The sequence below is a fragment of the Sulfolobus acidocaldarius DSM 639 genome, assembly GCF_000012285.1.
Lineage (GTDB): Archaea > Thermoproteota > Thermoprotei_A > Sulfolobales > Sulfolobaceae > Sulfolobus > Sulfolobus acidocaldarius.
Window position 1 is genome coordinate 1,235,074 of the sequence record NC_007181.1, and the last position, 26,105, is coordinate 1,261,178.

Consider the following 26,105-nt stretch of genomic DNA (forward strand, 5'->3'; position numbering starts at 1 on the left):
ACCCCTCGTCACCATACATAACTACTCAAGGCAACGTGTACAACTGGTATGAATATGATGTATATCCAGCAGTTATCGTAATCGTGAACAATGGCACTAATCCAGTGACGTTATTTGCGAATAAACTGTACACGTCAAGGCAAATCACAACTACGATATCGTTCATGGACATCTGGAGCTCAAAGTCGTATCAAAACGCGACTAGTATTATCACGTATGATACATTGAATGTAGGAAACTACTCAGTAAGTAGAATATGGCACGCTGGGAATATAGTTCTTACAGCTCAGCAATATCTGCAACAATCAGGGAATACGTACAACTACTACTTAAGTTTCAACTTGATAAAGGATGTAACGGAGCCACCGACATGGATATATCAAAAAATGCCGTACAACCCTTACGCTACGCAGGGCTGGTACTATCTTGAGCAGAACGCGACCTTGGCAAATGCTTTGATGCGGTATGTCAATCAAACGATGAACAGCACTGACGTACAGTACAAGTACTTCGAGTACTTCACACTAGCGAGCGAGTTCGCCAGCTATACTTTCAATACGACGTATAGCAAGTTTGCAAATACAATCGAGCTCGAGAGCTTCTACGACCCGTGGGTCTTAATGAACGTGCAAATACTCGACATAAGTAAACTACCAAACGCGATACAGTACTTCCCAGGCCAGCTTATGTTCTTCAATGTGTCTAGGATCCCAGCGGTATATAACGCGACTAACCTCGTGAACATCTCTGGAAACTACGAGATCTATTGGGTGGACCTGTACAATTCGTGGAACGGCCCGCCCTTCGGGAACGAGTACCAGTGGATTAACTTGGCGACGGGACAGAAGTATAACTTATACTTGTTTAACGAGACTGGGATACCGTACCCTGGCGAGATGCTTACTTTCTATAACGCTGACTTTATGCCGAGCATATACTATGCGATATTTATTTACCCTGAAGGGACAGTAGTAAAAATTGAAGCGGTTTGGAACGGGACAGCTTGGATAAGTTAGTATATTTTTTCTTATTAATTCCCCAGATCCCAGCTTTTTAAAACATATATACCGATGAGAAAACTTTACAAATATTATTACAATCATGATATTAAAGATAATAAAGTAAAAAACGCAAGGTTTTCAAGCTCCCTATAACGACAAAGAAACGGGAATGAAGGCGGGTGATGAGAGGTCCACAGGCGACCGATGAGCGAGAGTCGGAGTGTTGAGCCCGCCCGATATTATAGTTATCTTCTACAGTTAAAACTTTTACGAATTATTTCCCACAAGGAGGTCTATGGTCGGGATTGAGCTCATAATAAGCCTCAATAAGCATTTTCCTAAACTCCTCTAGGTCTTCGTCAGTCTCTAACTCTAGGTACCCATAACCTTTCTTATCCTTCTCAACTATTCTCATATGTATAATGTTGGTGAAATAGAATAAAAAGGGTTTTTTGAGTAACGAGATGATTATTTTGAATAAGTTTCAAAATTCCTAATGCGCAATTTTCAATTTTTTGTATTAGTGGAAATAAGTAGGTTTAAGTAGGAACGATTCTGGGAAAAAATAGGACTTTTTGGGAACATTTGTGGGAAAAATTCCCAAAAATTCCCCACTTATTGGGGAAATGGTGGGAACATAAAAGATCTAGAAAAGAAGTAGAAAGATACTTACGGGAATATATACTACATTATTCTCTTTATCCAGCTTGTCCTTTGTCAGCACTATAACTGTGTCGTTGATACTGTATTTCCCAGTCTTAGGATTACTACTATACTTTGACTCTATGTAGAACTTATACTTCGAATTGTTCTTAGTTATACACAGAATAAAATCAATCTCGCCCTGATCATCCTTTCTATACATGAGTACTTTGTCATATTCCACATGGGTGACATGTTCAAACAGATATTGAGATTGGAGCAAGTGGGAGGCTACTACGCTTTCTACCAACAACCCTTTAAATGTGTTGTCTTTAAGCATTTTTCGTGACTCTTCAAAGGGGTCATCAGAGTTATGGAAATAACTTCTAATCGAGTGGTATAGGAAGGGGTCAAGCACATAGTTTTTAACCATGTCCTCATAGTTTGGCTTACACTCCTCACTTTCTCTATATCCAAAAAAGAAGGAGTATGTAGTTATTAGGTAGTTAAAATAGTCCTTCCAGTTAATCTTCCTCTTGGGTTTCCCGCTCTCGTCCTCACCTATGACCTCTAAATTAATGGGATTCATTAGGTTAGAAACTGTCATTGGACCAGTTAAATATTCTAGTAACCTCTCTAAGTTAGTAGGGTCTAGCCCAGCGACTTTAGAGTCCTTTATTAATAAATCTGCAATATTGTTGTAAAAGTTCTTCGATATTCTTCCCTCCTTAAGGTATTCGTCAATAGCCTTAGGATAACCTCCGTGCAATAAATAGTTTTCAAAAGATTCTCGAAGAAACACAAAGTAAGAGTCATAGAATTTTCTTAAAATATCGTCAATGGATCCACTGCGTAGAGAATTAAGGATTCCGAATCTATAGCCAGGTCTTCTAAACTTTTTGTTAGCAATAAATTCATTAATATCTTTACGTATTGCCTTAACTACTTCTGAGAAACGTAAAGGTCTCATTACTAGGTTACCGCCTAAGTTTATCATCTTAGCCATCTCACCTTGTCTATCGCTGAGCTTACTTGCTGCTTCAGCTAAGTCCATCGAATGACTCCCAGTTGCAATAATTCTCACCTTATAGTTTTTTATTAAACCCTCGTCATAGGCGTTCTTCAACGCTTGAGCCCAACCTCTATACATTGAAACTTCATCTAGAAAAACGTATTTCTCTTCATTATTACTCTCTGCTATTGCCTCCAATAAGTTGATTAGGCTAATGTTGTCAACTTTAAACTGCTCGTAATCTAGTGGAATGTAAAAGATATTTGATGGATTTATTTGTCTCTCTTTAATGAGGTGACGTATTATAAGTTTAATGAGAGTCGTCTTACCAACTCTGCGGGGTCCTCTTACAGTTACAATGCCATAAGAGCCTGAGACAAAATTATTAGTTAGATGAAAAAATAGCCTTGGTCGTTCTTTTAGTTCTGAGTTATCGAACTCCCCTAGTTCATTATCTACCTTATCCCAGTCCTTATTTTCCCACCATCTATTAAAGTTCTTTAAGAGCTCACGTAGATTGTTGGTACTTAGTTTCATCTTTACTTAACCTCCTCAAATATCTTGCAAAGTCAAATTCAAGCCTACCCAGCTCCTTTGCAAGTCGCTCGTATTTTTCCTCCAACTCTTTAACCCTCTCTTCTAATTCGCTGTTTTGAGGTAGGCCGTCCTTAGTGATTACAATCTTTTTGTCACTCGTCAAGATTAGATAAATTTCCTCACCAGGCTTGAGGTCAAGTTCTCTAATGAACGAGCTAGGAATTTTTATCCTCCCTCTGACGTCTATAGTCATTTTCTTAGTCTCTTTAATTTCCACAATAATGTTATTTTGCGTAAAGGCTAATATTATTTTCCCACTTCTTCCCACTATTGTAAACTAGTTAGATAGTTCACTCAATTTTTACCTCACTAATGAGTTGACCTCCTCCAACTTTAAAGGACGAGACTTACTTATTTTGAGTTAACTCCCCAGTTTACTGAGAAAAAATTCAACTATGGTCATTCTAAAGGACGAGAGCCTTACCTTTAGGTCAGTCATCTCAGTATATTTTATTAATTCAGTTTTGTAATTATATATATATGTCTAATGAGGAATGCTCTGAAAAAGTCGATGTACTTATTTGTGAAGAGCTGAATGTGCGTCTCAAAAAATTGAAAGAACTTCTTAAAGAGGACGTTATCTACTCTAACACTTTGAAGTCACTTGAAGAAATCAATTATGAAAATGAAGAAGCCTCTAAAAAGGCAGCAGAGAGAATAATTGAATTTCTTGATCACCGGCACGATGAGTATGTAAGCAAGAATATTAAAAAAGATGATCTCAAAGACGAATTAACCTTTCTTAAAACTAATCTATTAGTAGATCTTTCGAATAAAAATCTATGTGATGATAATAATGTTGAACAATACGGAAACAAAATTAAGGATGCTTATAAAAGTCTGAGAAATATAGAGGGAGTTGACTCCGTTATTGCATCGGAAATATTGCACATACTTTTCCCAAACTTCTTCTTAATCTGGGATATCGAATTAGCTAAGTATATTATAGGTAAGCCAGCAGAAGAGCTTAATGAAGACGATTACCTCTGTTTCCTTAAGATTAGGTGTAAATGTATAAATCAAAATGAAATTACTCAGGCGTATTCAGAACATACTACATCAGAGAGCAAAAGGGAGGAAATAACTTTAATGAAACCAATAGACAAGCCTAATACGGGAAAATCTGCAGAAAAAAACAATCTTGTGACATCATCACCTGTGGAAGAAGAGAGAAGATCAACAAAATATAACTATGAGGAAATACATCAGGATTTAGACAATCACATCTCTCTTAGTGACATAATAATCATGGCGCTTAGTAGTGAACCAAATAGGCTTATCATAGGCATAGACTCTCTCATTGAGCTGGTCCGCAAAGTATATAATGAGTTAAAGGAAAGGGGATTCCAAGTAGAGGACCTAAAGTTCGTGCTCCTTGATGATCAATTATTGCGTAAGAGGGTGCGTGATAGTCTTGAAGACCTCAGTAAAAAACAATATATTTACATAGAAGGGATACGGAAAGAGCAGTTTAAATTAACAAATAAAGGATTTGAGATGGCCTTAAAGCTGTTCAAAAAGTTTGGGATAGATTTCGAAAACTTTAAAATGCGTATACAGAGAAGGCGTGCAAAGAGCCAAGATGAAAAAGAAAATGAAAGGCGTTTAAATGAGAATATTCAGTAATGTCTCTCAGTGAAGGTGATTAAAACGAGGAAAGTCTCGCCCTTTATGGCGGGGAGGAGGTCAAAGAGTTTTTGGGAATGAAATGTTTGAATTAACTCCTCAGTTAACTTAATAAAAATTGTAATTATAGTAATATTATTTTATTAGTATTACTGATGAGGAATTTTTGCCCTGTTCTTTCAACTTTAGATTTGATTAAGGCAATTACCATCGATATTTAAGCTTTAATTATTTGAAGAGGGCAGAGTTAATATACGGGTTATAGGACTTTCGTTGCCGGGCAGTATAAGATTCGTCAGAGAGGGAATAAGTATTATGTTTACTCCATAGAGAAGGGTCAAGACGGTAAGGTAAAGGAACATTATATTGATCCTTTAGCTGACGTGATTGAAACATATGTTAAATTGAAAGATAGTAATGTGGGTATCAGGAGTACCCCAATAAGGTAGCCGGGCAGGGACTCGAACCCTGGTCCCAGGGGCCAAAGCCCTGGATCCTTGACCGCTAGACGACCCGGCTAAGTATACTTTGTCATATTTTAACTAAAAAGCTTTCTTTCCATTTAGTATCATGTAGTCAATACAGTATTAATTTTAAGAGTATAATCACCCTCTTTTACATATAGGTCTGTGGCTTTATTTCAACTTTTCCTTTCAGTACTGATTCTCTTATCAGGAAGTTATTTTCACTTAGTTTAATAACCAGAATGGAAATTAAGAGCTTAATCTTCCTCTTTCTATATTCGTTTAGCTCCTTAATTGTTTGTTTTAGTTGGTCTACTAATTCAGGAATGGAAAATCTAAGTAACTCGTCTTCCTCTTTTAAATTTCTAATTTCTTTCTCTAATTCATAAGCTAATTTTAATAGATCTTCCTTTTGTGTATCTTTCAATAGTTTCAATAATTTGTCTGCAGCTTCAACAATTTTCTCTTCATTCATATCATGTATAATGTCAAGTAAAGGTGCAAACACAGTTTACATTTCATTAAACTAAATTAAAAGTATAGCGGACCCGCCGGGATTTGAACCCGGGACCACCGGCTGTCTTCTCAGCGCCGACTAGGAGGCCGGCGCTCTGTCCTGGCTGAGCTACGGGTCCATGATAATATATTCGCCAGGTTAAGAATTAAAGATTTTCCTTATAAAAGGAAAATGTTGTATCAAGCCCGCTATCTTTTATGAATTTTGCTAAAAGATTGTATATCTGCCTTGCCCTGTTCAAAACCAAAAAGTCATTTGTGCATATTACATTATTACTCAAAATTAATTCTAAGTCCGTCTTTCTAACAGTTTTAGCATATATACCCCTATATCTAAGTTTACCTGCGAGCTCTCCGCTCCTACTTATCTGTGAATCTAAAATGATTTCGAATTTTATCTTATTCTGATCTAAATATTCTGAGAGAAGGACTAACATATCAAAGATTTCTTCTGAATTATTTTTTCTCTTGCCTAGTCCTAAGTCTCTATAAAAACCATCGTCACAAAGAAAGATTTCATCACCATAAATTAAAGAGAGTAATGTTAGTGCTAAATTGTAACCGTCTAGTATTACATAGGTTACACTTTTCACGCTTTTACTTCTTATATGTTGAATCTCTTCGTCACTATGGATACATCTATATAATAACAATCTTGATTTTTTATCTAAATTGTATCTTGAACTAATTAGATCTAAAGCCGGTTTTCTGTTATATCCTCTGTTTAAAAGGTACTTATAATCTTCATACGCCATTAGTAATTGCTGACCTAATTGTATCAATTATCTTTTCCTCTTCAACAGTTATTGAAACACTTCCATATGTTCCTTTTCCTCCCCCTCTTCCACCAATTTTCCTTAATTCATCCACGATTTTATCGACCTTTATGTCCTTTGATGTCGCAATTTCAACGTTCTTTGTATCTTTGCCTCTGATACTAATTACAATATTTTGATTGTTAGATGTGATCTTCCTCATTACTTCTTTTATAAGCTGTTCATCTATAAAGTCTCTCAATATATATATAGTAATTCCATTGACGCTTATTCTCTCTGCAATCTCCTGTATTCTATCCAATACAATTTTACGATATTTGTCCAACAAATTCTGTAAGTTCTCATATTCTTCTAAATGTTTTTTGAGTCTTACATTAATCTGGGATACAGGCGAATTTAGCAACTTTGAGATTTCATTTAATTTCTCGTCCTGTTGTCTTGCATAATTGGATACCATATCACCAGCTACATATTCTAGTCTTATTACACCGTCTTGAAGTTTTTCGACGTTCACTATTTTAACTCCTCCAATTTCTCCGGTGTTTATGAGATGGGTTCCTCCGCATCCCTCTATATCCCAATTTTCTATTTCTATTAGTCTTATCTCAGACCCTTCAGGTATTCCTCCAGCATATATAGAAACTCCATATTTCATTTCAGCTTCAGTTCTCTCAATATATAGTGGTCTAACTTTTCTGCGATCATTAATTATATAGTTAGCAAAATCTTCTATTTTCCTTATCTCTTCTTCTGTAGGCAACTTATAGTGAGTTACGTCAAGTCTTCCTTTATATTCTGTTTTCTCAGCCCCTGCTTGCCATGCATGTTCTCCTAATACTCTTCTTGTGGCTGATAAAATCACGTGCGTAACCGTGTGGTGTTTCATAATTCTATATCTTCTTTGCCAGTCTATTTCACCATATACTTGCTCTCCTTGAATGAAGGGAGAATCTTTGTCAAGTATATGCACAATTACTCCCTTATACTTTTGGGTATCAATTACTTTGGCCTGCTTATTACCCTCAATTGATCTTATAATTCCCGTATCACCTATTTGACCTCCACCCTCAGGATAGAATGTCGTTTGATCTAGGACTAGGAAATTTTTATAATTTAATAACACTTTTGCATTGAATGTCCTCAGATACTGATCTTTATAGTAGAGAGGAACAGTTGGCTCTATTTTTTTATTGTTTATTTCATCAATAACTTCTTTGGGAATTTTATCCTTCCTATTTTCTCTCACTAGAGCATTTTGATGTTTCTTTGCTACAATGGAGTAGAAGTTATGAGGGATTTCAACGTTAATATTTATATTCCTTTTTCTCGCTTCATCTAATATTAGATCTGGGGAAATACCATTAGAATCGTATATGTTAATTAGTTCATCTAAGTCAACTTTGCTCTTTTTAGATAACGTTGAGAGTATGGAAGGAATTTTGCTTATTGTATCATTATACTTCTCCTCCTCATTTATTACTGCATCAACTATATAGTCTTTATTCTTTAACATCTGTGGAAAATCTTCTTTCCAATAATCAATCTGATCCTTTATTAGTTCATGTAGCTTGACATCACTACCTAATAATCTAAGGACTCTGAGAGCTCTTCTAATTAATAACCTCCCTAGATATCCCTCGCCTGAGTTAGAGGGTACAAGTCCATCTGCTAACATGAGAGCAATTGTTTTTGTGTGATCAAGTACCTGAAATACTCTGGCAGCTCTTGTAAGTTCCTCATTTACATACTTCAAATCAAGACCTAATTGTTTTGCTAAATGCTCCCTATGGGCAGTTATAGTCTCTTTTATGTCAGGATCTATTCTACCTGCGTATATAGCAGCAGCTTTAAGTAACTCATTATTTACTTCACCAACGCCAATCTTTTTGTAGAACGAGCTCACTAAATTACCATAAATCGCATGGAAGGCTGTTGGGGTTCTCTGTGTAAACCATGCAATTCTTTCAACACCATATCCTGTATCTACAATCTTAAGTTTTAAGGGTACGTAATCTTGTCCCCTAATTTCGTATTGCATAAATACCAATGTAGCTAATTCTAAGCCTCCTACTGTTACTTCGAAACACGGTCCTGCATTACCTCCACCCTCCCACCATGATTCTTTAAAGTTTAACTGATCTTCAGGGATCCCTAGTTCTTCTGTAAAGAACTCCTTAGCAAATGCTACTGTTTCGTCTTTCCAATAAATTTGTTTATCAGGATAATTGAATGCATGATGAGCAGCCATTTCAAATGTGGTCAAATGCCTTCCAAATGTTATTCCTACGTTATCCACATCTTCTAGTCTTATACATGGCTGAGAAACTACCAGTGGATTTGCAGGCGGTTTAGCTAATCCGCTCGTTACAAATGGTTGAAAGTCAACTATACTAGCTATAGTAAGATAAAGATCATCTCTCCACTTGGCAACTACAGGTTTAGGTGGAACTATGGTGTGTCCTCTCTTTTCAAAGAATCTTAGAAATTTTTCTCTTGATTCTCTCACTGTTAATGGGGGAGATTTAATCTTGATATCAAAGAAGTAATAGTCAGTACAAGGAACATCTGAACAATTTTCCTTTGACTTATCTAAAGTCCAAAATGGGGTAGAACAGGATCTACAAATTTTTCTTTCATATCCTCTTGACAGAAAAAAGTTTAACCTGTACTCGTTCTCGTTTGCTTTGACCATGGTAAAAATGATATTTGAAATGGTAAAAAAGACTTTCTTATTAACCGAATAGTGATGATAAGCCTCCGCCTATCTCTTCTTCGCTTGGTCCTTTCTTTTCTTCTTCTTTCTTTTCTTCTTTCTTCTCAGCTGCCTGCTGTGTCTGTTGACCTGCAGGGGCTGCTACTGCTGCTACAGGCATTGCAGTAGCTGTCTTCAATATTTCGTCTATATTTACTTCTTTTAAAGCAGCTGCTACAGCTTTTAGTCTAACTTCGTCCACTGTTATTCCTGCTGCACTTAATACATTCTTTATGTTTTCCTCACTTATTTCTTTCTTAGCTGCGTGCAATAGTAAACTTGCGTATATGTACTCCATATATAATCACCTTAAAATACATAAAGAGGTGATATTTAAACTCATCCACCGAATAGTGATGATAAGCCTCCGCCTATCTCTTCTTCGCTTGGTCCTTTCTTTTCTTCTTCTTTCTTTTCTTCTTTCTTCTCAGCTGCCTGTTCAGAGACCTGTGGTTGTGCTTGTATTTGAACTCCTAAATCTACTTTTCCGCTTATTGAAGAGGCAACAGCGTATGCTTTCATTACTGCTTTAGTAAATACTGCCTGTGCTGTCTCTTGAGTTATATAACCTATCTCACTGGCTAGAGCTAATGCATTTCTCATAGCTTTGGTTGCTGTAAATTCAAGGACCTTTGGTTCTGGGTACGCTATTTCTGTGGCTACTGCAAATGCGTTAATATGAGCTTTTCTGATTTCATTAGTATAATCATCAAGGTTAATTGATAATTTATCTCCTGGGATTATTACTCCATTATCATAGGCTATCTTAATGTTTAATTTTACATATACTGGCATTATTCCTAGTTTTTGTAATATTGGTACAATATCTGCTGGTATCTCATCTCCAGGCTTTGCAACTGTTGTGTCTTGTAATATGTGAATTTTTCCATCCTGGACTTTTGTTTTTATTTTCAACTTTCCGAAAACACTGAGCATGGGACCTGCTGCAATACCTGTATCTCCTGCTGGTACAACAACCTCCTCATCTGCCTTATCTCCTGGCAGGGCATATCTCTTTAATTTAAATTTTGATAGGAATAACTGTAATTCGAAGGGATTAGTATCAGTAAATATAAAGGCATTAGGTCCAGTTAGATAGCTTTCAAATAATTTAGTGTCATACCCTGCATTTTTGAGTGCTATGTTAAATAAGTTGTTTTTAGTTACCTTTATGTCAGCTTTTCCTCTTAATTTTTTCCTTATTTCATGAAGTTTATCTGCAGGAAAACCCTCTATATTAGCTATTATTATAGTTTTATGGGTTTTTAATTTTTCAGTAAGTTCAGCTACTTCATCTACTTTCCATTTTGCTATTTTTTTAGTTGTAGTAACTGCCAAACCGATCACGCTCTTTTAACTTTTACAGCTTTACCCATTGTTGTTTTAACATAAATATTTCTTAGATTAGTTTCTACCTTTGCTTTATTCTCTATTGCATTTAATACGGCTATCGCATTCTCAGCTAAGTCTTCAGGCTTCATGTCCTCAGTTCCTATGAATACTTGAACTTGTGGCTGATCCTTGGTCTTTACTAGAACTGATCTCTTGAATCTATTAATATATTCACTGATATCAGCTGTATTGGGTAGAGGTGTAGGAAACTTACCTCTAGGTCCTAAGGCGGGTCCTAATATCCTTCCTGCCAGTGCCATAGATTCCTGGTTAATTAAAAACCACTCATTTTGTCTAGCTAATTTTTTCACTGGTCTTTTTTGTCCTTGTAATTTTTGTAATTCTTCTCTAGTTATCACAACATTGGGAGATGCTTTTTTAGCATATTCGAGTTGTTCGAAGGATGGAACAACAAGAACCCTCTTTGCTTTAGATGGCTGTTTTGGTAAGGGAACTATTTCTCTAAGTTTAAGGTCACCTTTCTTCATATCAATTCCTTTAAACGTAAGTATAATTTCCACACTTTGTGTAAAGTTCCTTTTTACATTATACTCCGTACTAAGTGCCAGTTTTAAGGCTTCTATCAACGATTCTTTATCCGCTAACACTTTCTTCACCCTTCTGCTTCATTCCATTTTTGCTCATAATTAGTTAATAAGTCATTGTATTTTCCTTGATCAATCTCTTTTATTACATCTTTAGGATCTTTTCCTTCAACAGTTATACCTATTGACCTTGCAGTTCCTAGTAAACTCTTTATTGCAGCTGTTAGAGTTTTTGCGCTAAGTTGAGGCTTTTTCTTAATCGCTATGTCAGCAATTTGTTCTAAGTCTAAATTGCCTATCTTCTTGTGGGCTGGATCTCCTGAGGGCTCTTGAGCGTTTATTGCTTTAAGTAATAGTGATGTTGTTGTAGGTACTCCAACTTTTATATCATATTTTTTAGTTGAACTATCGATCTCAATTGTGACTGGTACTGACATTCCTTTAAATTGTGCTGTAACATCATTTATTTTTTTAACAACTTCCTGAACATTAAGTCCTAATTGTGATAGGGTAGGTCCCAATGGTGGACCTGGTTTAGCACTACCTCCTTCTACCATTATTTTTATTGTCTTAGTAGGCAATTATCTGTCACCTCTTAACAGGTTTAACTTGTTCCAAAGGAACTGTAACCTGAACAGGATATGAGGATTCTAAAATATTTAAAACTACTTCATTTTTTGTTGATTCTACTCTCACAACTTGAGCCTGCATACCTCTAAATGGACCACTAATTACCTCTACTAAGTCTCCTTCTTTCACAGCGGGTAATGCAACTGACTTAGAAACAAATTTTGTAACATCTTCTTTCTGAATTAGTCCATGAGCTACTCCTTTAACGTGTCTTATTCCTGATGAAATTAATTTTACTACATGAGGTCCGGTAGCTTCAAGTATCACATAACCCTTTATATTAGGTGGGACTACTACAGAAAAGATTTCATTTATATTATTTGTTTTTATTCTTTCTTCTAAAATAAGAGCCACGTTAATTTCTTGTCCTCCTGTAACTCTTAACACGTAATAATTTCTGTACTTGAAGTCCTCCATTGATAGCACCTTTTTACCTTATTATCAGTGATGTAGTTAACTGTACAATGTAAGCGATGAGACCAACTACAGCCATAACTAAAAGTGTAAGCCTAATACTGTAATTAAATGAATCTTTGTCTGGTTTCTTGGCTACACTAATTATTCTCTTCCAGTCTTCTCGTAGCCTTTTGATAATGTCAGAAATTTTCATTATACTAAAAACTTTCATTTACGAATTTTAACTTTAACTACTGAATATCCTTTCTACAAACCAGTCTGGTGAGAAGGGAATTAAATCATCATAATTCTGTCCTACTCCCATATATACTACAGGTTTTTTCAATTCATACGCTAATGAAAGAGCTATTCCACCTTTAGCATCTGCATCTACTTTGGTAAGAATTACTGCATCATATCCAACATTATTTTCAAAATGTCTAGCCTGTTCTAATGCATCACTTCCTGCTAGCGAGTCTAATATTAAGATCCTAAAATCAGGTTTTGCTATCCTTAAAACCCTCTTAAGTTCTTCAACTAAATCAGAGTCTATATGCATTCTCCCAGCTGTATCAATAAGTACTACATCTATATTTCTACTCTTAGCAAAACTTATGGCATCGAATGCTACCGACGCTGGATCAGCACCATATTTTCCTCTTATTAGTTGAACCTCTAATTTTGATGCATGATAAGCTAGTTGCTCTTGTGCAGCAGCTCTAAATGTATCTGAGGCTGCAATAATTGTAGATAAGTTATTTTTCTTCAGCATATTTACTACTTTTGCTATAGTAGTAGTTTTACCTACTCCATTAACTCCAAAGAATATTATTACAAATGGCTTCTTTCCACTACTTCTTATTTTTTCTATCAAATCTGTTTTTTGATTTTTTGTTAAAATCTCTGTTATAGATTTTTTTAGAGTATTTATTACTATTTCCTCAACTTCCTCTCTTCTACTAACCTTTTTCCCTATCAGATTATTTTTGAGATCTTCTAGTATTTTTTCCGTAACTTCATAAGATACATCAGAATCAAGAAGTTGAAATCTGAGTTCTTCTATAACGTCATTAAGATCGTCCTCTTTTATCGTTTTATACTTCAGGAAATCAAAGAAGGATCGTTTATTCTCCTGCTTATTTTCTTGACCTGTTTGAACTGAAATTTTTTCCTGTTTTTGCTCAATTTTATTTTCCGCTTGTGGTTGTTGTACATTTTGCTGTTGTTGTATAGTCTCTTCTTTTTTACTTTCTAGTTGATCTGTTTGTCTAGTTTCAGGTTCCTTTTTGTTCTCTTCTCCACTAATTTTATCTAAAAAATTTGAGAATGCTTTTTTTAATCTATCAAAACAAATTATTCACCTTTTTTACCTTGCACTTGGGAAAGAATTTCTGCAATTTGATTATAAGCGTCTATTGACTTAGATAATTCACCTTGTATATTTTTAGATACTTCAGCCAACTGTTGCTCTCTATCATCCAGAATTTTCTTAGCTGCTTGTGGATCAACTTCTGCGTAATAATTTAATCCTAAGTGTATTAGAACCTTATTTTTATCTACACTGTTTACCTTGAATACTATATTGCCCTTTCTGTCGCCAAATAACAAGTATTCCTGGTTTTCCTTACCTATCTCGTCTACGGCACTTTTTGATGCTCTTACTGCTTCTAAGGATTCTAGTACCTCTGCCAGGTTCTTCTGAAGGGTATCTATATATTGTCTTAGTGCTGATGCTTGATCATATAGGTATGCTATATATTCTGCCGCTTGTTGTTGCTCTGCCTCTTCACTCATTTCTATCACATTATAATTTTATCTAGCTTTGCTAAATCTCTTATTGTCTTGTCAGTGATTTCATCTTCCTTAACTTCTTTGATCTCTTGTATGTGTATGTTGTATCGTTTAATTTTATTTTTTCCACCAAGTTGACTATAAATGTATTCGATTGCTTGTTTTTCATTTAAAGCTCTAACATATTTTGTGAATTTTTGACTTGTAGGAAATCTTGACGCACTAAATATGGCAGTTCCTCTGACCATGAAAATTTTTACTTCAGCCATACTAATCACTAAATGCTCTTTGGATTCTTAAAATCTCTGCTCCCGTTGTTGAGGAACCTACTAGAACTCCATTTCTGTTAGCCACTAATCCGCTCCTTATAAAGACGCTCCCAAAATTTACAGTTCCAGAATCTAACTTTACTTTAAATAATTCACTCAATTTTTTCAACTCTTCTTCAGTTGCGTCAATATGTACTAAACCAGCCTTGTCTGTAATTACTGCCACTGATCCTACTGTAATTATATTTGCTATTGTACCCTTAATTGCAGTATCAATCTGCAATGCTTTCTTTACCTTATTTATTTCCGCCTCAGAAAGATCTTGGTAAATAAGTGCACCATGCGTGTTGGATAATATGATATTTCCTAAAGCAGTAGGTCTAATATCCACAACCTCGACTCTAACGTCTTTAGCCTGTTCCTTTATGACCTTTATTTCATCTGCCAGAGCTGTTCTAGGTAGGAGAATTACATCATTATTTCCTGTAACCAGAATACCTACTAGCACGCTCTTAGATATGGTAGTCTGTATTATTTCTGTTTTCAGTATTCCTTGAATTTTCTCTATTACTTCTTTGTCGTCTATTTTAGGTATAATTGTATATTTATCATTAGTAAATATATAAATACCTATATTGTCTGTACCAAAAATTGATAACTTATCTAAGATCATTCACTCTTAATTGCAAGTCTAGCTAAATATGTTTTTTCTCCGATTCTTTTGACAGCTATCCTTACTCTTCTTACTATTTTATCCCTACCATTCATGGTTATTGCCTTTGCTAATAGTGGATCAATAATTACTTTTTCCGCTCCAAAATGTCTCTTTACCATATATCTCACATACTTTATGGCTCTTTTAGTTCTGGTAGTTTTTCTTCCCATTATTACTCTTCTAAAGTTTATAACCATTTCAAAGTTCTCTTTCTCTGGCTTAGTTTTCTTTTCCTCTTTCGTTGTAGTTGTTGCCTGTTGCGGTTTTTGTTCCTCTTTCTTCTGTTGTTGTAGCTCTGATGTTTTTTGCTCTTCTTGTTTAGTAGCAGTAGTTTCCTGGCTCATTTATTCACACCTTTAAATTATTTCTTCTCCAATTTCTTCTTAGTGGATTAAACCTTATCTCAGCTTGAGTTTTTATTATGACCCAAGCAGGAATAGGAGAGTTTCTTTTTAACGCTTTACCTAGTCTCAATTTTTTGCCTAAGGACTTATGCTTGCTCATTTCCATCCTCTCTCTTTAATCGTAATCTTATAATCTTTTCTGGTTTGAGAGTTAAGTTGAGCTAATATTTGTTTTAGTTCATCATCAGTTATTTGTGCTTGAATTCTGCCGGATTGTGCTAACGCAATAAGCTGATTTTCTATTGCTTCTGCTAATTCAGGTCTGACTAGTTTTACATTAGTAAGTCTTTGCCTAGCCTCAGGCGTTAAGATGGTTCTTAAGATAGCATCCTTTTGGGCTTCAATTTCAGCTTTTCTCTGTCTTTCTTCTAATTGTCTTCTTTGCATCTCTGTTGCTCTTTTTTTCAGAAGTTCATCTAACTCTTCATCATATTCTCCACTTATAATAGATCACCCCTACTGTAAGTATTTCTTCAAATCTTGTTTTTTCTCAGCCAACTCTTTAAACATTTCGTATGCTAATTTATCTAAAAGGGATCTGCCCTTTGGTGACAAAATCCTTCCTCTCCTAGTTTTAGTTACAAGACCCGCTTTTTCTAATTGTTGAAGTATTGTTCTTATAGAATGAGTCGGAGCTTTAACGGATCTAGGCGGTTTAGTACCCCTTCTCTTTGAACCACTATATAATTTTCTTGTTTTTTGTAAACCAATAGGTTCTTTGTAGATGTAGAGGTGTCTTAATAGGGAGGCTGCTCTTATGTACCACCAATTTTCTATATCGTCAGGCACTCTTTCCTTGAAAGACGCTGTCTTCGCAAAGTAAACCCAATTTGGTGGATTCAATTCTTTAACATTATTCTTTAGATATTCTGCAAGCTTAGGGATTAAAATATCAGCTGGAACCATCTGTACTGTTATCATGATCTTCCAATCTATTCCGTGATTAAAGGTTTAAAAGTTATCTGGTTTTACTAAAGTTGAGGTTTGATGAGATTCTACATAGCCAACGAGAGGGATATACTTGATGGGAAGATGACTGATATATATTTCGATAGAACTATAAGGACTCTTGAACATTTAGGAATAAAAGATCTCAAAGTTAGGATGGAGGTCCATTCATATGGCTTACCAGAAGGATATAGTTGGGCAATTTTTTCTGGTCTGGAGGAAGTTTTGAAACTACTTGAAGGAAAAGAGGTTACGGTTTATGCGATGCCAGAAGGTACTGTGTTTAAGGAAGTAGAGCCAGTCATGATAATTGAAGGTAACTATTTAGATTTTGGTGTTTTTGAAACGGCTTTTTTAGGTATATTAAGGCACTATTCTAGTATTTCAACTAAAGCAGCTAGAATTAAGAAATTGGCATTAGATAAAACAGTTCTATTTTTTGGGCTAAGGGCACTACATCCCGCAATAGCTCCTATGGTTGATAGAGCGGCTTATATAGGTGGTTGCGATGGTGTCTCTGGGGCATTCAATCAAGAAACAATAGGTGCAGAGCCTACAGGTACTATGCCTCATGCACTGATGTTATCAGTCGGGGATAATGTAAAGGCTTGGAAAGCTTTTGACGAGGCTATGCCTTCTAATGTACCAAGAATAATATTAGCAGACACATTTGAGGATGAGAGAACGGAAGTTCTCAAAGCTGCTGAGCTTTTGAAAGACAAATTATATGGGGTAAGACTCGATACTCCATCAAGTAGAAGGGGAAACTTCAGGAAGATTGTTCAAGAGATCAGATGGACGCTAAATATACATGGATATGGCCATATTAAGATCTTCGTAAGTGGTGGGATAGATGAAGACGATGTGGTTAAATTAAGGGATGTGGTAGACGGTTTTGGTGTGGGGACTAGTATATCTTTTCCACAGAGTGTCGATTTTAGTGCTGATATTGTTGAAAAGTACGTGAATGGACAATGGATTCCGTTTACTAAGAGAGGTAAATGGCCTGGAGCTAAACAGGTATACAGATGTGGTGATTCACCAGATGGCGATATTATTACCCTATTAGATGACTATCCACCCGCTAATTTGAACTGTAAACCCTTGCTGGTAAAGTATATCGAGAACGGGAAAATAATAAGGGATATACCTACGGCTAAGGAGATAAGGGAGTATGTTATATCGCAACTTAAAAAGTTACCTAATCTATAAGAATTTCCTTTATATTTTCTAGACTTCTATTGAATGCAATTTCCACTATTGGTTCCATTCTCCTTATAGCATTATATAATCTTAGATGAAGTGATCTAACAACTATTGAAACTCTGTAATTCTTCGTATTTTTACTATTTGTTGTTTCAAAATTAGTTGACTCTGTTATTAGGACTCTCCTTAATGTTCTTAGTTCCTCCATTGTCTCATTTATTATCTTCATATCTTCTTTGCTTAACGCTCTTGTCGCATGGTCAATCAGAACTATGGCTTGTTCTATTAAATCATATGTTTTATTCCAATTATCCTTCACTTCTTCAAGTTCTTGTGGAGTCAGAGAAAGTAGATCGTTTACGGCTTCACTTACCTCATCTGCAGCCTCTTCTATAGCTTTTATTAAAATTCTATTTCCGATAAGCTGTATTCTCTTGACACCTATCATATAAGCCAAGCTTCTGTTAGTTTGAGATAGTAACAATTGTCTTAATGCAAGGTAATATAATCTGTCTATTTCTTTCTCTAATTCTACTGTTTCCTGCAGAAAAGTTCTACTTGCCTCTTTTATTCCTAAATTAAGGTAATGTAGCATTTGCTTTAAGTTAGTTGCTAACCTATTGAGAAGACTTGTCATGGTATATTTGGTTGGATCAAGGAAAGACTGTATTTGAACGTAATCTATGGTTTGGGTGGTTATTTCATATCCTATTAAACTTCTAACAGCTTCCTTTATTTTCCTTAGCAAATCTTCACTAAACGCCTTCTCTTTACTTTCTATGTCAATCTTGTCAAAACCTAATATATATAAGCCATATATAATTCTAGTAATAATTTCAGGCATTACTGTGTTAGATATGGAAACTTTCATTTCTCTACTTACGTTTTGTACTTTCATATTTGGTGGATATACTTTCAAGCTTCCATCTTCATCCACTTCAAGATATACACTTTCACCTGAGGATAAACCTACTTCTTTAACCCATTCTGCTGGAAGAGATATCATTAGTGTAGATTTTCCAAATTTTTGAACTCTTCTAACTTCCATGTTAACCACTTTTACATGTTATATACACTTCAATATCTTATAAAAGTAGTTTAAATATGTTTCAGAGTGTTTTAATCTCTGGTATTCTACCATAATCTTTCAGGTAAACATAACCACTATCTGTTGATGGTATAAGCCTAACTCCATAGGGTCTTCTTTTAACAATCTGTAAAGCCATTGAATCCTTTAGAATTTTTCTTATTAAATCATAATCTTTCTTTACGACCACCATATCTATACCTGCAACACACACAGATGTAAGAAGAAAAAGTCCTTGCAACGTTAAAGTTCCCTCATTAACTCTTTCTATTAGAACGTTGTCTTCAGCAACTGGTAACATTACTTCCGAAAATCCTATGGGAGTAATTTTCAACTTCCATGCTATTTCAAAAATTTCCTTATTTATTTCAGCCACAGTAGACATATTTCCGAAGGAAAATAATTTTCCGCTCCTCTTCTCTATTATTTCAGCAACACTTTCTTCCTTCCAAGGTGATAGAGAGACATCGATACCTAGATATTTTAGCTTAAGCTGTGTAGCAATTTTTTTAGCATATTCATCGGCAACAGAAAGCGCTTTTTGTGCATTACCATCTAAGAATTCCCTTGGATAGATTAATGAGATAGCCATTGAGTCTATCAATGTGTTTGCACTGCCTACAGGAAAATATGGGGTAGTAAGAAAGTCATCGTAAATTAAAACGGCTACTCGCGTAGCAAGCTGAGGTTCTAGGTCATAAATAAATTTTGATACATTATCTACGTAAGAAGGGTTATTAAGTAGAATTGATCCGTAGAAGTTCTCATTTACGGATAAGATATCTTTTATTAATGACAGATTATCTTTTTGAGATAAGTGAATAATAGAATATATTATGTCTTTGTTTTCTGGTATTTTTCCTATAATTTTTTCATTTAATGATTTAGGCGGAAACGCAATTCGCTTAGACCAAATCAAGCTATCATTTATACTAGATAGCTGGTTAGCATAGTTTTCTATTTTATCTTTATCTATATTTGAAGCAAATATAGTTAATGCTCTTATTTTCATTGTTAATCTTAGACTGACTAAAGTATTTTAGTTTTAATGAGGATTTAGATAACGTGGCAAAATTAACGATATTAGTTTCGAACAATAGCCTTGACTCACTTTATCACGCATTAGCATTGGCATTATCAGCAAGAGCTCTGAGCTGGGAAGTAAAGGTTTTTGTAGTGTCGCAAGCAGTCACATTATTTTTAAAATCAAGTAAGAAGGCTTTTTCGTTACCTTTTTTCGCAAGATTTTTTGTAAGAAGGCAGATGAAAAGGCTTAATTTACCTGAGATAGAGAAAATGATTAATGAAGCGATTAAAGAGGGAGTAGAATTTTACGTGGACGAGATAGGTATTAAAATGTTAAATGCTAGTCCAGAAGATTTATATGATGGAGTAAAATTATCTGGAAGTATTTCCTTCCTAAAAGATGCTAAGGAATCAGAGGTGGTGATTTCGCTTTGATGACAATAGATTCAGATGATATATGCCCTGTTATTTTACTCAAAGTCTTAAGAGCATTTAAAGAGGCTAAGGATAAGGACGAAATTATAGTTAAAAGTAAATGGCAGGCTGTGGTTCAGGAACTAGATAAATGGTGTAGGGAGACTGGAAATGAGTATCTGGGATGGAATAAGGATGGAGAAAAATATGTGGTAAGAATCAGGGTCAATAAAGGAGAGTAATTTTTAAAACCAATAGTAAGCATAGTGTATAAAGGCGATCAATATTTGTGTCCCAAAAGGAGTTCCACATTTTTGAAAATACTATAGATTTAATGGAAGGGATGTGGCCTACTCCTCTGCTAAGGTTAAATATAGGAGAAAATGTATGGGGGAAATTGGAATTTTATAATCCATTCAGTAGGAGTATAAAAGATAGAACAGCGCTATTCTTGTTTAAGCAGGCATTAAGGGAAAAAACAGAGAATATCGTAGAGGCTACATCAGGGAATATGGGGATTGCTATGGCTGCTCTATCCTCTATATTTAACATTAAGTTTACAGTATTTGTCCCAACCACTTCACCTGAAGTTTTTAAGGTTATGATTAAGTTATTGGGTTCTGAAGTAATTACCGCAGGTACTTCAACGACTGAGATCTTGCCTTTAGTAAAAAAGATGAGTCAACTAGGAAGTTATAAACATTTAGATCAATTTCATAATGAAGTAAACGTTATTGCTCATTATGAAACCACTGCCAAAGAACTTGATCTGCAAGCTAATGCTGCAGGTATTAAAATAAGGCGAATTATCGCAAGCATGGGTACAGCTGGTCATATAGTCGGTATATCTAAATACTTTAAGGAAAAATACGGTGATGAAGTTGAAATTGTAGGTGTGGAGCCAAGTGAAGGAGAGAGAATACCAGGGATTAAAAGGGTTACGGAAGATAATAACTTCGTTAAAATTGCTAAAATAGACTCCGTAATTGATGTTGGTTTTAAAGATGCTTTAGAAGGGGTAAAAGAAGTTGCTAGGAAGTCAGGAATTTTAGTAGGGTTAAGCTCAGGGGCTACAGTTGCTGCTTATAAAAAATTGGGCGATACTAAAGGAGCTACTATACTTATATTCCCTGACGACGCTTTCAAATACGTAGAGGAACTAAAAGATGGTTTGTAAATAATTTTTTAAGGTATTACGATACAACTATTATTTCGTGACTGAAGTTATATTAATTTTGAATAAAAAAGGAGATATATTGGATTTTTCTCCAAGAAATGTAGATGTAAGAAATATATTAAATGATATTAAACAAGAAGAAATATATGATGACGGTGAATTAATTAGGGTTAGAGGTATAGTTAATAAATAAAATGAAGATAGAGGATTTTTTCAGAAATATATACGTACAAACAAAAGTAGTGGATAGTGGAGATAGGAAAATAGTACTAAAATGTTACAATTCCTCTACTAGTTTCAAGTGGTATTTTATATCTCCCGCCTTTAGGAGTTATCCGTATACTTCTAGTCCTCTAGAGAGAATGAGCAGAGAAATAAACTTTTTCACGTATAAGTGGACGAATATAATAGTACCTAAAATTATAGATTTTGATTTGGATTCTATGTGTTTATATAGAGAATATTTAGAAGGTAGAGAAGTTAGTAAAAGTGAAGATTATTTTGAATTAGGACATTCTTTAAAGTATATTCACTCAAAGGGATTTGCACTAGGAGACACAAAAGTTGAAAATTTTCTTATACCTCCAGACAATAAAATAATAACTGTAATAGATGCTGAACAGTCAATAGAGACCGATTCTGTATCTCACTTTGCTTGGGATTTATTAGTCACAATTTTTTCGATATCTTACAAGTTCATTAAAAACCCTCAGCTCTTTTATGAAGTTATAAATTCCTTTTTAGATGGCTATGACCCTATAAAAGAGGAGGCGAAGGAGATATTCGATATAAAATATATTTCACTAATTAGCCTTATTCCACTATTTAATTATTCTTACCTTAGAAAAGCCATCGAGAGATTCTTATAAGTAACTCGTTATTTTCTGACTTTGATACTGTTATTAGTTCATCATTAATTCTGGTTCCACATGCAGGACACCTGTAAAAGTATCTGATCAGCCTTTTTCCATCACTTGTATTCTCAGCTTCCACTATGAAATCCATTTTAATGTTGCATCTTGGGCAGAGTAATTCTCTCATCAATTTATTAGGGTCTAAAACGAAGTTAAAAATGTAATGAAAGACGTTTATGGTAGGGAATTAGAAGATTTAAGAATTACACTTACTCATGCTTGCAATTTCACTTGCTTCTTTTGCCATATGGAAGGAGAAAATGATGGTGATAGTCTGTTAAGTGCGGACCAAATTAGCCTAGTTGCCCAGATAGGAATGGAATTCGGAATAAGGACTGTGAAACTGACAGGCGGAGAACCTACATTAAGAAGAGATTTACCCGAAATAATATCTAAATTGAAAGAGGTCGGTATAAAAGAGGTCTCCATGACCACTAATGGATATTTGTTAAAGGAATTGGCAGGTAAATTAAAGGACGCAGGGTTAGATAGAGTTAATATTAGTCTGCATTCTATAGATCCAGTTATTTTTAAAGAGGTAACAGGAGTTAATGTTCTAAGTAAAGTTGTCGAAGGAATAGAAGAGGCTAAGAAAGTAGGGTTAAGACCATTAAAACTAAATTACGTTGTGACAAGAAAGAATGCTAAAGGTATATTTGAGTTTATTAATTTTGCAAGTAGCAGTAATATAGACGAAATTCACCTAATAGAGCTACATCCAGTAGGTTTAGGTAAAGAGGCTTTCTATACTCACGTTGATATGTCAGATATTGAAGGTCGCTTGAACGAGGATTGTACTTTGGTAGAGATCAGAAATAAACACAAGAGACCAAGATATAAATGTGGAAATCTTGTAGTTGAAGTTGTTAAACCTTACGCCAATCCTATATTTTGTAGTGGTTGTAACAGAATAAGGCTTACAGTAGACGGAAAATTAAAAACATGCTTATACAGAGATGATAAGATTATAGATATTAGTGACATCATTAAAAGTAGTTACAGCACAGAAGAAAAGGAAGAGTTATTAAGGGAGGCATATAGATTAGCAATTCTAATAAGGGAGCCAAACTTTAGATTTAGGTATGAGACTTCAAAAACTGGATAGAATTTTGGAGGAACGAGATGTAAAAAATGCTATTATTATTGGTGGCGCAAATATATTTTATTTAACTGGTTACGATTACATATCAACAGATTTTGCAAATGCCGTAGCCTTAATTTATAATGATAGTGTTCCTATTCTTGTAGTTCCAGTTCTAGAGAAAAATAGAGCACAATCTAAGGTAGGAGATAAGATAGAAGTAGTTGCATACAGTTCTTATCAAGTTTCTGATGACGTAATTAGGGGTAGTTTAGTAGATATCATTTCAAAGTATATAGAGGCTAACAGAAGGATTGCGATAGACATGCTATATTCAGGTTCAATGTTTTATCTTTCCTTATCTAAGAAAATTAGTAGTGAAAATCTTGTAGATGTATCTAAAGATTTTTACATCATAAGAGCTAAGAAAGAGCCTGAAGAACTTGAACTTATAAAGAAAGCAGGAGACATTACGAGTTCGGCTATGAAAATCTCCTCTGAGAAAATTCATGAAGAATATGTTTCAGAGAAACAGTTAGCAGGATTAATAGATATGACAATGAGGAATGAAGGAGCTGAAGAATATGCATTCTCCTCTATTGTTGCTTTTGCCGAGAATTCCGCTTTTCCACATCATATTCCAACAGATAGAGTTATCAAGAATGGGGAAAATGCGGTAATAGATATTGGTGCAAGATACAATAATTATTGCTTTGATAGTACTAGAACTTTCGTTAAGAGTAACAATGATGAGGTAAAGAAAGTCTATGAAATAGTCCTTCAAGCCCAAGAAGAAGCAATAGATGCAGTGCGAGATGGAACAAGAGCATCAGAAATTGATAGGATAGCTAGAAATGTAATAGAGAAGGCGGGATATGGTAAATACTTCGTTCATTCAACTGGTCATGGTGTAGGAATAGAGATTCATGAGTATCCTTCCATTTCATTGAGTTCTGATGCTATACTTGAAGAGGATATGGTAATTACAGTAGAGCCAGGTATTTACCTTAAAGGAAAGTTCGGAATTAGAATTGAAGATACAATAATTGTCACAAAGAAGAAACCCATCGTACTTGAGACTATTTATAAGTATCTATAAAAAGACCAATCAAAATTTTTAGCATTAACATTTTAATAATGTCATCGCACAACTATATTACTTGGTATGGAACAGGAAAGTTTAAATCAAGAAAGACTCGTTGAGGAAATTGCAAAGAGAGTTAAGGAGATTCTACAGCTTATTGGAGAAGATACTGAAAGAGAGGGACTTAAGGAAACACCAGAGAGAGTAGCAAAGGCTTTACTTGAAATGACGTCAGCTTTGAGATCTCCTCAACCCTATATAAAGGTATTTTCCTTAGCAGAAAATGAAAACTCCAGTGTAGAAGATCAAATAGTTCTAGTAAAGGACATTTCGTTCTCGTCATTATGTGAACATCATTTACTGCCAATAATAGGAAAGGTCCATGTTGCATATGTTGTTGGTAAGAGCGGAAAGGTAGCTGGCTTAAGTAAAATAATAAGGCTTGTAAATTATTATGCCTCAAGACCACAGATCCAGGAAAGACTAGTGGAACAAATTGCAGAAGCCATTATGAAGAGTGATATTCAACCGAAAGGAGTTATGGTAATTGGAGACGCATTGCATATGTGCACTTATGTTAGAGGGGTAAAGGATAGGGAAGCTAGCTTAATATCATTATCCACTAGAGGAATATTCAGTACGAAGCCTTCCTTGAAGAGTCAGGTATTTAGGCTGATTAACACGTCTAAGAAGTCATCAACTTTTTTATGAGCTAGTGCGATATATAATTTGAATTGAGTGATTCGAAAAATAAAATAATTAATATCCTAAAAAATTACGGTGAGTTATCACAATCAGATTTAGTGAAACTTAGTCAAATGTCTAAGAGTAGAGTATCAGAGATATTATCAGAATTGGAGAAAGACGGTATAATTGAAAGAAGAAGACTAATAGGAAAGAACTTAGCAATTAGATTATCTTCTAGCAAATTTTTGAGTATTGGTATAATAAAGGCTGCTGAATATCCTTTTGTGGTTCCTTTCGTAAGGTCTTTGAAAGATAAGGGATTCATTGTTGATGTGAAAATTTACAATAATGGTTTAGATCTAACCAGAGACTTAGCTACAGGAAAAATAGATATGGGTTTCTCGCCCTTGGTTACTCAATTAATATTTCAAAAAATTTTCAATGATTTTAAGATAATTGCAGGAGGAGCAAGGGGTGGAGGTGCAATAGTAGGAAATAGCCTGGACAGTTACATAGGCTCTACAGCATTATCTAGCATGGAATTATGGACAATGCTCTTTGACCCTCATCTAGATATTGTAGAGTATGAGAGTCCTGAACATTTAATTATGTCGTTAAATACCAAAAGAACTAATGCCATAAGTATATGGGAGCCCTATCCCACCATACTTACGAGAAATGGATATAAGATTCTTCATAGATTTGATGAGCATAATTGTTGTACATTAGCTGTTAATAGTAGGTTAGATTCAGAATTTTTACTGGAAATATACTACGATAGTTTTCAGAAGTTTCTATCACAAAAGGATAGATGGATACAGGATTATTCAAACCTTGTTGGAATAGAGTATAATATTTTAAAAGAAGCTACAAATAATTATATTTTTGATCCGATTATAGATTTAGAGTATATTAAAAAGAATCTTAGAAGAAATAATGTTTTGGTGTAGTTT

The 26,105-nt window shown here is 34.8% G+C and carries 37 protein-coding genes and 2 tRNA genes; 13 read left to right on the forward strand and 26 right to left on the reverse strand.

Translation table 11 applies throughout. From position 1 onward, the window contains the following. Positions 1–25: 25 nt before the first annotated feature. On the reverse strand, positions 26–166 hold the full coding sequence (locus SACI_RS11930) for a hypothetical protein (RefSeq protein WP_155589489.1): 141 nt from the start codon (positions 164–166) through the stop codon (positions 26–28). A 175-nt stretch (positions 167–341) separates the two neighbouring features. On the opposite strand from SACI_RS11930, the gene SACI_RS06905 reads away from it, so the two are divergent. Then, entirely contained in the window at positions 342–1,016 is a 675-nt protein-coding gene (locus SACI_RS06905; protein WP_147127856.1) for a hypothetical protein, read from the forward strand. A 259-nt stretch (positions 1,017–1,275) separates the two neighbouring features. Here SACI_RS06905 and SACI_RS12065 read toward each other — a convergent pair whose 3' ends face one another. From SACI_RS12065 to SACI_RS06915, 3 genes are all read right to left on the reverse strand, one after another. Then, positions 1,276–1,416, reverse strand: coding sequence for a hypothetical protein (locus SACI_RS12065; RefSeq protein WP_011278272.1), 141 nt, complete (start codon positions 1,414–1,416; stop codon positions 1,276–1,278). Between the two features lie 231 nt (positions 1,417–1,647). Continuing rightward, positions 1,648–3,192 (reverse strand): ATP-binding protein, encoded by a 1,545-nt coding sequence (locus SACI_RS06910; protein ID WP_011278273.1) that lies wholly within the window; start codon positions 3,190–3,192, stop codon positions 1,648–1,650. Further along, the gene (locus SACI_RS06915) at positions 3,164–3,520 is read right to left on the reverse strand and encodes an AbrB/MazE/SpoVT family DNA-binding domain-containing protein (RefSeq protein WP_011278274.1); all 357 of its coding nucleotides are present in this window, start codon (positions 3,518–3,520) and stop codon (positions 3,164–3,166) included. The genes SACI_RS06910 and SACI_RS06915 overlap by 29 nt, the downstream gene beginning before the upstream one ends. A 212-nt stretch (positions 3,521–3,732) precedes the next feature. Between SACI_RS06915 and SACI_RS06920 the strand changes: the two genes are divergently transcribed. Together SACI_RS06920 and SACI_RS11660 are read left to right on the forward strand one after the other, a co-directional pair. Next, positions 3,733–4,878, forward strand: coding sequence for a hypothetical protein (locus tag SACI_RS06920; RefSeq protein ID WP_011278275.1), 1,146 nt, complete (start codon positions 3,733–3,735; stop codon positions 4,876–4,878). A gap of 326 nt (positions 4,879–5,204) precedes the next feature. Beyond that, the gene (locus tag SACI_RS11660; RefSeq protein WP_230937977.1) at positions 5,205–5,327 is read left to right on the forward strand and encodes a putative integrase; all 123 of its coding nucleotides are present in this window, start codon (positions 5,205–5,207) and stop codon (positions 5,325–5,327) included. On the opposite strand, the gene SACI_RS06925 is transcribed toward SACI_RS11660, so the two are convergent. The 19 genes from SACI_RS06925 to SACI_RS07015 all read right to left on the reverse strand — a co-directional run bounded on the left by SACI_RS06925 (position 5,325) and on the right by SACI_RS07015 (position 16,449). Next, positions 5,325–5,397, reverse strand: a tRNA-Gln gene (locus SACI_RS06925). The genes SACI_RS11660 and SACI_RS06925 overlap by 3 nt on opposite strands. Before the next feature lie 96 nt (positions 5,398–5,493). Further along, positions 5,494–5,850, reverse strand: a complete 357-nt coding sequence (locus tag SACI_RS06930) for a hypothetical protein (protein ID WP_011278276.1) — start codon at positions 5,848–5,850, stop codon at positions 5,494–5,496. A 35-nt stretch (positions 5,851–5,885) separates the two neighbouring features. Then, a tRNA-Arg gene (locus SACI_RS06935) sits at positions 5,886–5,977 on the reverse strand. Positions 5,978–6,004: 27 nt separating this feature from the next. After that, a complete protein-coding gene (locus tag SACI_RS06940; protein WP_015385617.1) occupies positions 6,005–6,613 on the reverse strand; it encodes a DUF434 domain-containing protein in 609 nt (202 codons plus the stop codon). After that, positions 6,603–9,326 (reverse strand): alanine--tRNA ligase, encoded by a 2,724-nt coding sequence (gene alaS, locus SACI_RS06945; protein WP_011278278.1) that lies wholly within the window; start codon positions 9,324–9,326, stop codon positions 6,603–6,605. Before alaS ends, SACI_RS06940 begins: the two co-directional genes overlap by 11 nt. A gap of 40 nt (positions 9,327–9,366) precedes the next feature. Then, positions 9,367–9,684, reverse strand: coding sequence for a 50S ribosomal protein P1 (gene rpl12p / locus SACI_RS06950; protein ID WP_011278279.1), 318 nt, complete (start codon positions 9,682–9,684; stop codon positions 9,367–9,369). Between the two features lie 41 nt (positions 9,685–9,725). Further along, complete coding sequence (locus tag SACI_RS06955; RefSeq protein WP_011278280.1) at positions 9,726–10,733, reverse strand: 50S ribosomal protein L10; 1,008 nt, start codon at positions 10,731–10,733, stop codon at positions 9,726–9,728. After that, positions 10,730–11,395: a 50S ribosomal protein L1 gene (locus SACI_RS06960; RefSeq protein WP_011278281.1), complete on the reverse strand. Its 666-nt coding sequence runs from the start codon at positions 11,393–11,395 to the stop codon at positions 10,730–10,732. The genes SACI_RS06955 and SACI_RS06960 overlap by 4 nt, the downstream gene beginning before the upstream one ends. Further along, on the reverse strand, positions 11,392–11,904 hold the full coding sequence (locus tag SACI_RS06965; protein ID WP_011278282.1) for a 50S ribosomal protein L11: 513 nt from the start codon (positions 11,902–11,904) through the stop codon (positions 11,392–11,394). The genes SACI_RS06960 and SACI_RS06965 overlap by 4 nt, the downstream gene beginning before the upstream one ends. A gap of 7 nt (positions 11,905–11,911) precedes the next feature. Continuing rightward, a complete protein-coding gene (locus tag SACI_RS06970; protein ID WP_011278283.1) occupies positions 11,912–12,370 on the reverse strand; it encodes a transcription elongation factor Spt5 in 459 nt (152 codons plus the stop codon). Between the two features lie 13 nt (positions 12,371–12,383). Then, a complete protein-coding gene (locus SACI_RS06975; protein WP_011278284.1) occupies positions 12,384–12,581 on the reverse strand; it encodes a protein translocase SEC61 complex subunit gamma in 198 nt (65 codons plus the stop codon). A gap of 15 nt (positions 12,582–12,596) precedes the next feature. After that, positions 12,597–13,514: a signal recognition particle-docking protein FtsY gene (gene ftsY, locus SACI_RS06980; protein ID WP_370685264.1), complete on the reverse strand. Its 918-nt coding sequence runs from the start codon at positions 13,512–13,514 to the stop codon at positions 12,597–12,599. 188 nt (positions 13,515–13,702) lie between these two features. Then, positions 13,703–14,143, reverse strand: coding sequence for a prefoldin subunit alpha (gene pfdA, locus SACI_RS06985; protein WP_011278286.1), 441 nt, complete (start codon positions 14,141–14,143; stop codon positions 13,703–13,705). A gap of 5 nt (positions 14,144–14,148) precedes the next feature. After that, on the reverse strand, positions 14,149–14,409 hold the full coding sequence (rpl18a, locus tag SACI_RS06990) for a 50S ribosomal protein L18Ae (RefSeq protein WP_011278287.1): 261 nt from the start codon (positions 14,407–14,409) through the stop codon (positions 14,149–14,151). A gap of 1 nt (position 14,410) precedes the next feature. Continuing rightward, positions 14,411–15,082, reverse strand: coding sequence for a translation initiation factor IF-6 (locus SACI_RS06995; protein WP_011278288.1), 672 nt, complete (start codon positions 15,080–15,082; stop codon positions 14,411–14,413). Next, a complete protein-coding gene (locus tag SACI_RS07000) occupies positions 15,079–15,468 on the reverse strand; it encodes a 50S ribosomal protein L31e (RefSeq protein WP_011278289.1) in 390 nt (129 codons plus the stop codon). The genes SACI_RS06995 and SACI_RS07000 overlap by 4 nt, the downstream gene beginning before the upstream one ends. Before the next feature lie 4 nt (positions 15,469–15,472). Further along, positions 15,473–15,628: a 50S ribosomal protein L39e gene (locus SACI_RS07005; RefSeq protein WP_024083981.1), complete on the reverse strand. Its 156-nt coding sequence runs from the start codon at positions 15,626–15,628 to the stop codon at positions 15,473–15,475. Next, on the reverse strand, positions 15,625–15,975 hold the full coding sequence (locus SACI_RS07010; RefSeq protein ID WP_039671597.1) for a DNA-binding protein: 351 nt from the start codon (positions 15,973–15,975) through the stop codon (positions 15,625–15,627). Before SACI_RS07010 ends, SACI_RS07005 begins: the two co-directional genes overlap by 4 nt. Before the next feature lie 9 nt (positions 15,976–15,984). Next, positions 15,985–16,449 carry a 30S ribosomal protein S19e gene (locus SACI_RS07015; RefSeq protein ID WP_011278292.1) on the reverse strand — a complete coding sequence of 155 codons (465 nt, stop codon included), beginning with the start codon at positions 16,447–16,449 and terminating at the stop codon, positions 15,985–15,987. A 66-nt stretch (positions 16,450–16,515) separates the two neighbouring features. Between SACI_RS07015 and SACI_RS07020 the strand changes: the two genes are divergently transcribed. Continuing rightward, the gene (locus tag SACI_RS07020) at positions 16,516–17,688 is read left to right on the forward strand and encodes a nicotinate phosphoribosyltransferase (RefSeq protein WP_011278293.1); all 1,173 of its coding nucleotides are present in this window, start codon (positions 16,516–16,518) and stop codon (positions 17,686–17,688) included. On the opposite strand, the gene SACI_RS07025 is transcribed toward SACI_RS07020, so the two are convergent. Together SACI_RS07025 and SACI_RS07030 are read right to left on the reverse strand one after the other, a co-directional pair. Beyond that, positions 17,678–18,730 (reverse strand): phosphate signaling complex PhoU family protein, encoded by a 1,053-nt coding sequence (locus SACI_RS07025; RefSeq protein ID WP_011278294.1) that lies wholly within the window; start codon positions 18,728–18,730, stop codon positions 17,678–17,680. The two genes, SACI_RS07020 and SACI_RS07025, sit on opposite strands and share 11 nt — an antisense overlap. A gap of 61 nt (positions 18,731–18,791) precedes the next feature. After that, entirely contained in the window at positions 18,792–19,781 is a 990-nt protein-coding gene (locus tag SACI_RS07030) for a DUF711 family protein (RefSeq protein WP_011278295.1), read from the reverse strand. A 53-nt stretch (positions 19,782–19,834) separates the two neighbouring features. Here SACI_RS07030 and SACI_RS07035 point away from each other — a divergent pair, with 53 nt between their 5' ends. The 5 genes from SACI_RS07035 to SACI_RS07050 all read left to right on the forward strand — a co-directional run bounded on the left by SACI_RS07035 (position 19,835) and on the right by SACI_RS07050 (position 22,255). After that, entirely contained in the window at positions 19,835–20,230 is a 396-nt protein-coding gene (locus tag SACI_RS07035; protein ID WP_011278296.1) for a DsrE/DsrF/DrsH-like family protein, read from the forward strand. Continuing rightward, positions 20,230–20,451 (forward strand): sulfurtransferase TusA family protein, encoded by a 222-nt coding sequence (locus SACI_RS07040; protein WP_011278297.1) that lies wholly within the window; start codon positions 20,230–20,232, stop codon positions 20,449–20,451. The genes SACI_RS07035 and SACI_RS07040 overlap by 1 nt, the downstream gene beginning before the upstream one ends. A 92-nt stretch (positions 20,452–20,543) precedes the next feature. Further along, the gene (locus SACI_RS07045; protein ID WP_048054433.1) at positions 20,544–21,386 is read left to right on the forward strand and encodes a cysteine synthase family protein; all 843 of its coding nucleotides are present in this window, start codon (positions 20,544–20,546) and stop codon (positions 21,384–21,386) included. A gap of 37 nt (positions 21,387–21,423) precedes the next feature. Continuing rightward, a complete protein-coding gene (locus tag SACI_RS12070) occupies positions 21,424–21,579 on the forward strand; it encodes a hypothetical protein (RefSeq protein WP_011278299.1) in 156 nt (51 codons plus the stop codon). Between the two features lies 1 nt (position 21,580). Beyond that, positions 21,581–22,255 (forward strand): hypothetical protein, encoded by a 675-nt coding sequence (locus tag SACI_RS07050; protein ID WP_011278300.1) that lies wholly within the window; start codon positions 21,581–21,583, stop codon positions 22,253–22,255. On the opposite strand, the gene SACI_RS12075 is transcribed toward SACI_RS07050, so the two are convergent. Continuing rightward, a complete protein-coding gene (locus SACI_RS12075) occupies positions 22,227–22,391 on the reverse strand; it encodes a hypothetical protein (protein ID WP_011278301.1) in 165 nt (54 codons plus the stop codon). The genes SACI_RS07050 and SACI_RS12075 overlap by 29 nt on opposite strands. 72 nt (positions 22,392–22,463) lie before the next feature. Here SACI_RS12075 and moaA point away from each other — a divergent pair, with 72 nt between their 5' ends. From moaA to SACI_RS07070, 4 genes are all read left to right on the forward strand, one after another. Next, on the forward strand, positions 22,464–23,405 hold the full coding sequence (gene moaA, locus SACI_RS07055; protein ID WP_011278302.1) for a GTP 3',8-cyclase MoaA: 942 nt from the start codon (positions 22,464–22,466) through the stop codon (positions 23,403–23,405). Then, a complete protein-coding gene (locus SACI_RS07060) occupies positions 23,383–24,480 on the forward strand; it encodes a M24 family metallopeptidase (protein WP_011278303.1) in 1,098 nt (365 codons plus the stop codon). The genes moaA and SACI_RS07060 overlap by 23 nt, the downstream gene beginning before the upstream one ends. A gap of 66 nt (positions 24,481–24,546) precedes the next feature. Then, a complete protein-coding gene (gene folE / locus SACI_RS07065) occupies positions 24,547–25,176 on the forward strand; it encodes a GTP cyclohydrolase I FolE (protein WP_011278304.1) in 630 nt (209 codons plus the stop codon). A 23-nt stretch (positions 25,177–25,199) separates the two neighbouring features. Beyond that, complete coding sequence (locus SACI_RS07070) at positions 25,200–26,102, forward strand: DUF7343 domain-containing protein (protein WP_011278305.1); 903 nt, start codon at positions 25,200–25,202, stop codon at positions 26,100–26,102. The last annotated feature ends 3 nt before the right edge of the window (positions 26,103–26,105 follow it).

What these genes read in the sequence shown, in the direction of transcription:
- SACI_RS07040 (WP_011278297.1), top strand. Translation starts at nt 20,230, where the DNA reads ATGACAATAGATTCAGATGATATATGCCCTGTTATTTTACTCAAAGTC.
- rpl18a (WP_011278287.1), bottom strand. Translation starts at nt 14,409, where the DNA reads ATGGCTGAAGTAAAAATTTTCATGGTCAGAGGAACTGCCATATTTAGT.
- SACI_RS07015 (WP_011278292.1), bottom strand. Translation starts at nt 16,449, where the DNA reads ATGATAACAGTACAGATGGTTCCAGCTGATATTTTAATCCCTAAGCTT.
- SACI_RS07030 (WP_011278295.1), bottom strand. Translation starts at nt 19,781, where the DNA reads ATGAAAATAAGAGCATTAACTATATTTGCTTCAAATATAGATAAAGAT.
- pfdA (WP_011278286.1), bottom strand. Translation starts at nt 14,143, where the DNA reads ATGAGTGAAGAGGCAGAGCAACAACAAGCGGCAGAATATATAGCATAC.
- SACI_RS12075 (WP_011278301.1), bottom strand. Translation starts at nt 22,391, where the DNA reads ATGGATTTCATAGTGGAAGCTGAGAATACAAGTGATGGAAAAAGGCTG.
- rpl12p (WP_011278279.1), bottom strand. Translation starts at nt 9,684, where the DNA reads ATGGAGTACATATACGCAAGTTTACTATTGCACGCAGCTAAGAAAGAA.
- folE (WP_011278304.1), top strand. Translation starts at nt 24,547, where the DNA reads ATGGAACAGGAAAGTTTAAATCAAGAAAGACTCGTTGAGGAAATTGCA.
- SACI_RS07060 (WP_011278303.1), top strand. Translation starts at nt 23,383, where the DNA reads ATGAGACTTCAAAAACTGGATAGAATTTTGGAGGAACGAGATGTAAAA.
- SACI_RS07025 (WP_011278294.1), bottom strand. Translation starts at nt 18,730, where the DNA reads ATGGAAGTTAGAAGAGTTCAAAAATTTGGAAAATCTACACTAATGATA.
- SACI_RS07005 (WP_024083981.1), bottom strand. Translation starts at nt 15,628, where the DNA reads ATGAGCAAGCATAAGTCCTTAGGCAAAAAATTGAGACTAGGTAAAGCG.
- moaA (WP_011278302.1), top strand. Translation starts at nt 22,464, where the DNA reads ATGAAAGACGTTTATGGTAGGGAATTAGAAGATTTAAGAATTACACTT.
- SACI_RS11930 (WP_155589489.1), bottom strand. Translation starts at nt 166, where the DNA reads ATGAACGATATCGTAGTTGTGATTTGCCTTGACGTGTACAGTTTATTC.
- SACI_RS06970 (WP_011278283.1), bottom strand. Translation starts at nt 12,370, where the DNA reads ATGGAGGACTTCAAGTACAGAAATTATTACGTGTTAAGAGTTACAGGA.
- SACI_RS06940 (WP_015385617.1), bottom strand. Translation starts at nt 6,613, where the DNA reads ATGGCGTATGAAGATTATAAGTACCTTTTAAACAGAGGATATAACAGA.
- SACI_RS06995 (WP_011278288.1), bottom strand. Translation starts at nt 15,082, where the DNA reads ATGATCTTAGATAAGTTATCAATTTTTGGTACAGACAATATAGGTATT.
- alaS (WP_011278278.1), bottom strand. Translation starts at nt 9,326, where the DNA reads ATGGTCAAAGCAAACGAGAACGAGTACAGGTTAAACTTTTTTCTGTCA.
- SACI_RS07045 (WP_048054433.1), top strand. Translation starts at nt 20,544, where the DNA reads ATGGAAGGGATGTGGCCTACTCCTCTGCTAAGGTTAAATATAGGAGAA.
- SACI_RS06975 (WP_011278284.1), bottom strand. Translation starts at nt 12,581, where the DNA reads ATGAAAGTTTTTAGTATAATGAAAATTTCTGACATTATCAAAAGGCTA.
- SACI_RS12065 (WP_011278272.1), bottom strand. Translation starts at nt 1,416, where the DNA reads ATGAGAATAGTTGAGAAGGATAAGAAAGGTTATGGGTACCTAGAGTTA.
- SACI_RS07020 (WP_011278293.1), top strand. Translation starts at nt 16,516, where the DNA reads ATGAGATTCTACATAGCCAACGAGAGGGATATACTTGATGGGAAGATG.
- SACI_RS06910 (WP_011278273.1), bottom strand. Translation starts at nt 3,192, where the DNA reads ATGAAACTAAGTACCAACAATCTACGTGAGCTCTTAAAGAACTTTAAT.
- SACI_RS06920 (WP_011278275.1), top strand. Translation starts at nt 3,733, where the DNA reads ATGTCTAATGAGGAATGCTCTGAAAAAGTCGATGTACTTATTTGTGAA.
- SACI_RS07000 (WP_011278289.1), bottom strand. Translation starts at nt 15,468, where the DNA reads ATGAGCCAGGAAACTACTGCTACTAAACAAGAAGAGCAAAAAACATCA.
- SACI_RS07050 (WP_011278300.1), top strand. Translation starts at nt 21,581, where the DNA reads ATGAAGATAGAGGATTTTTTCAGAAATATATACGTACAAACAAAAGTA.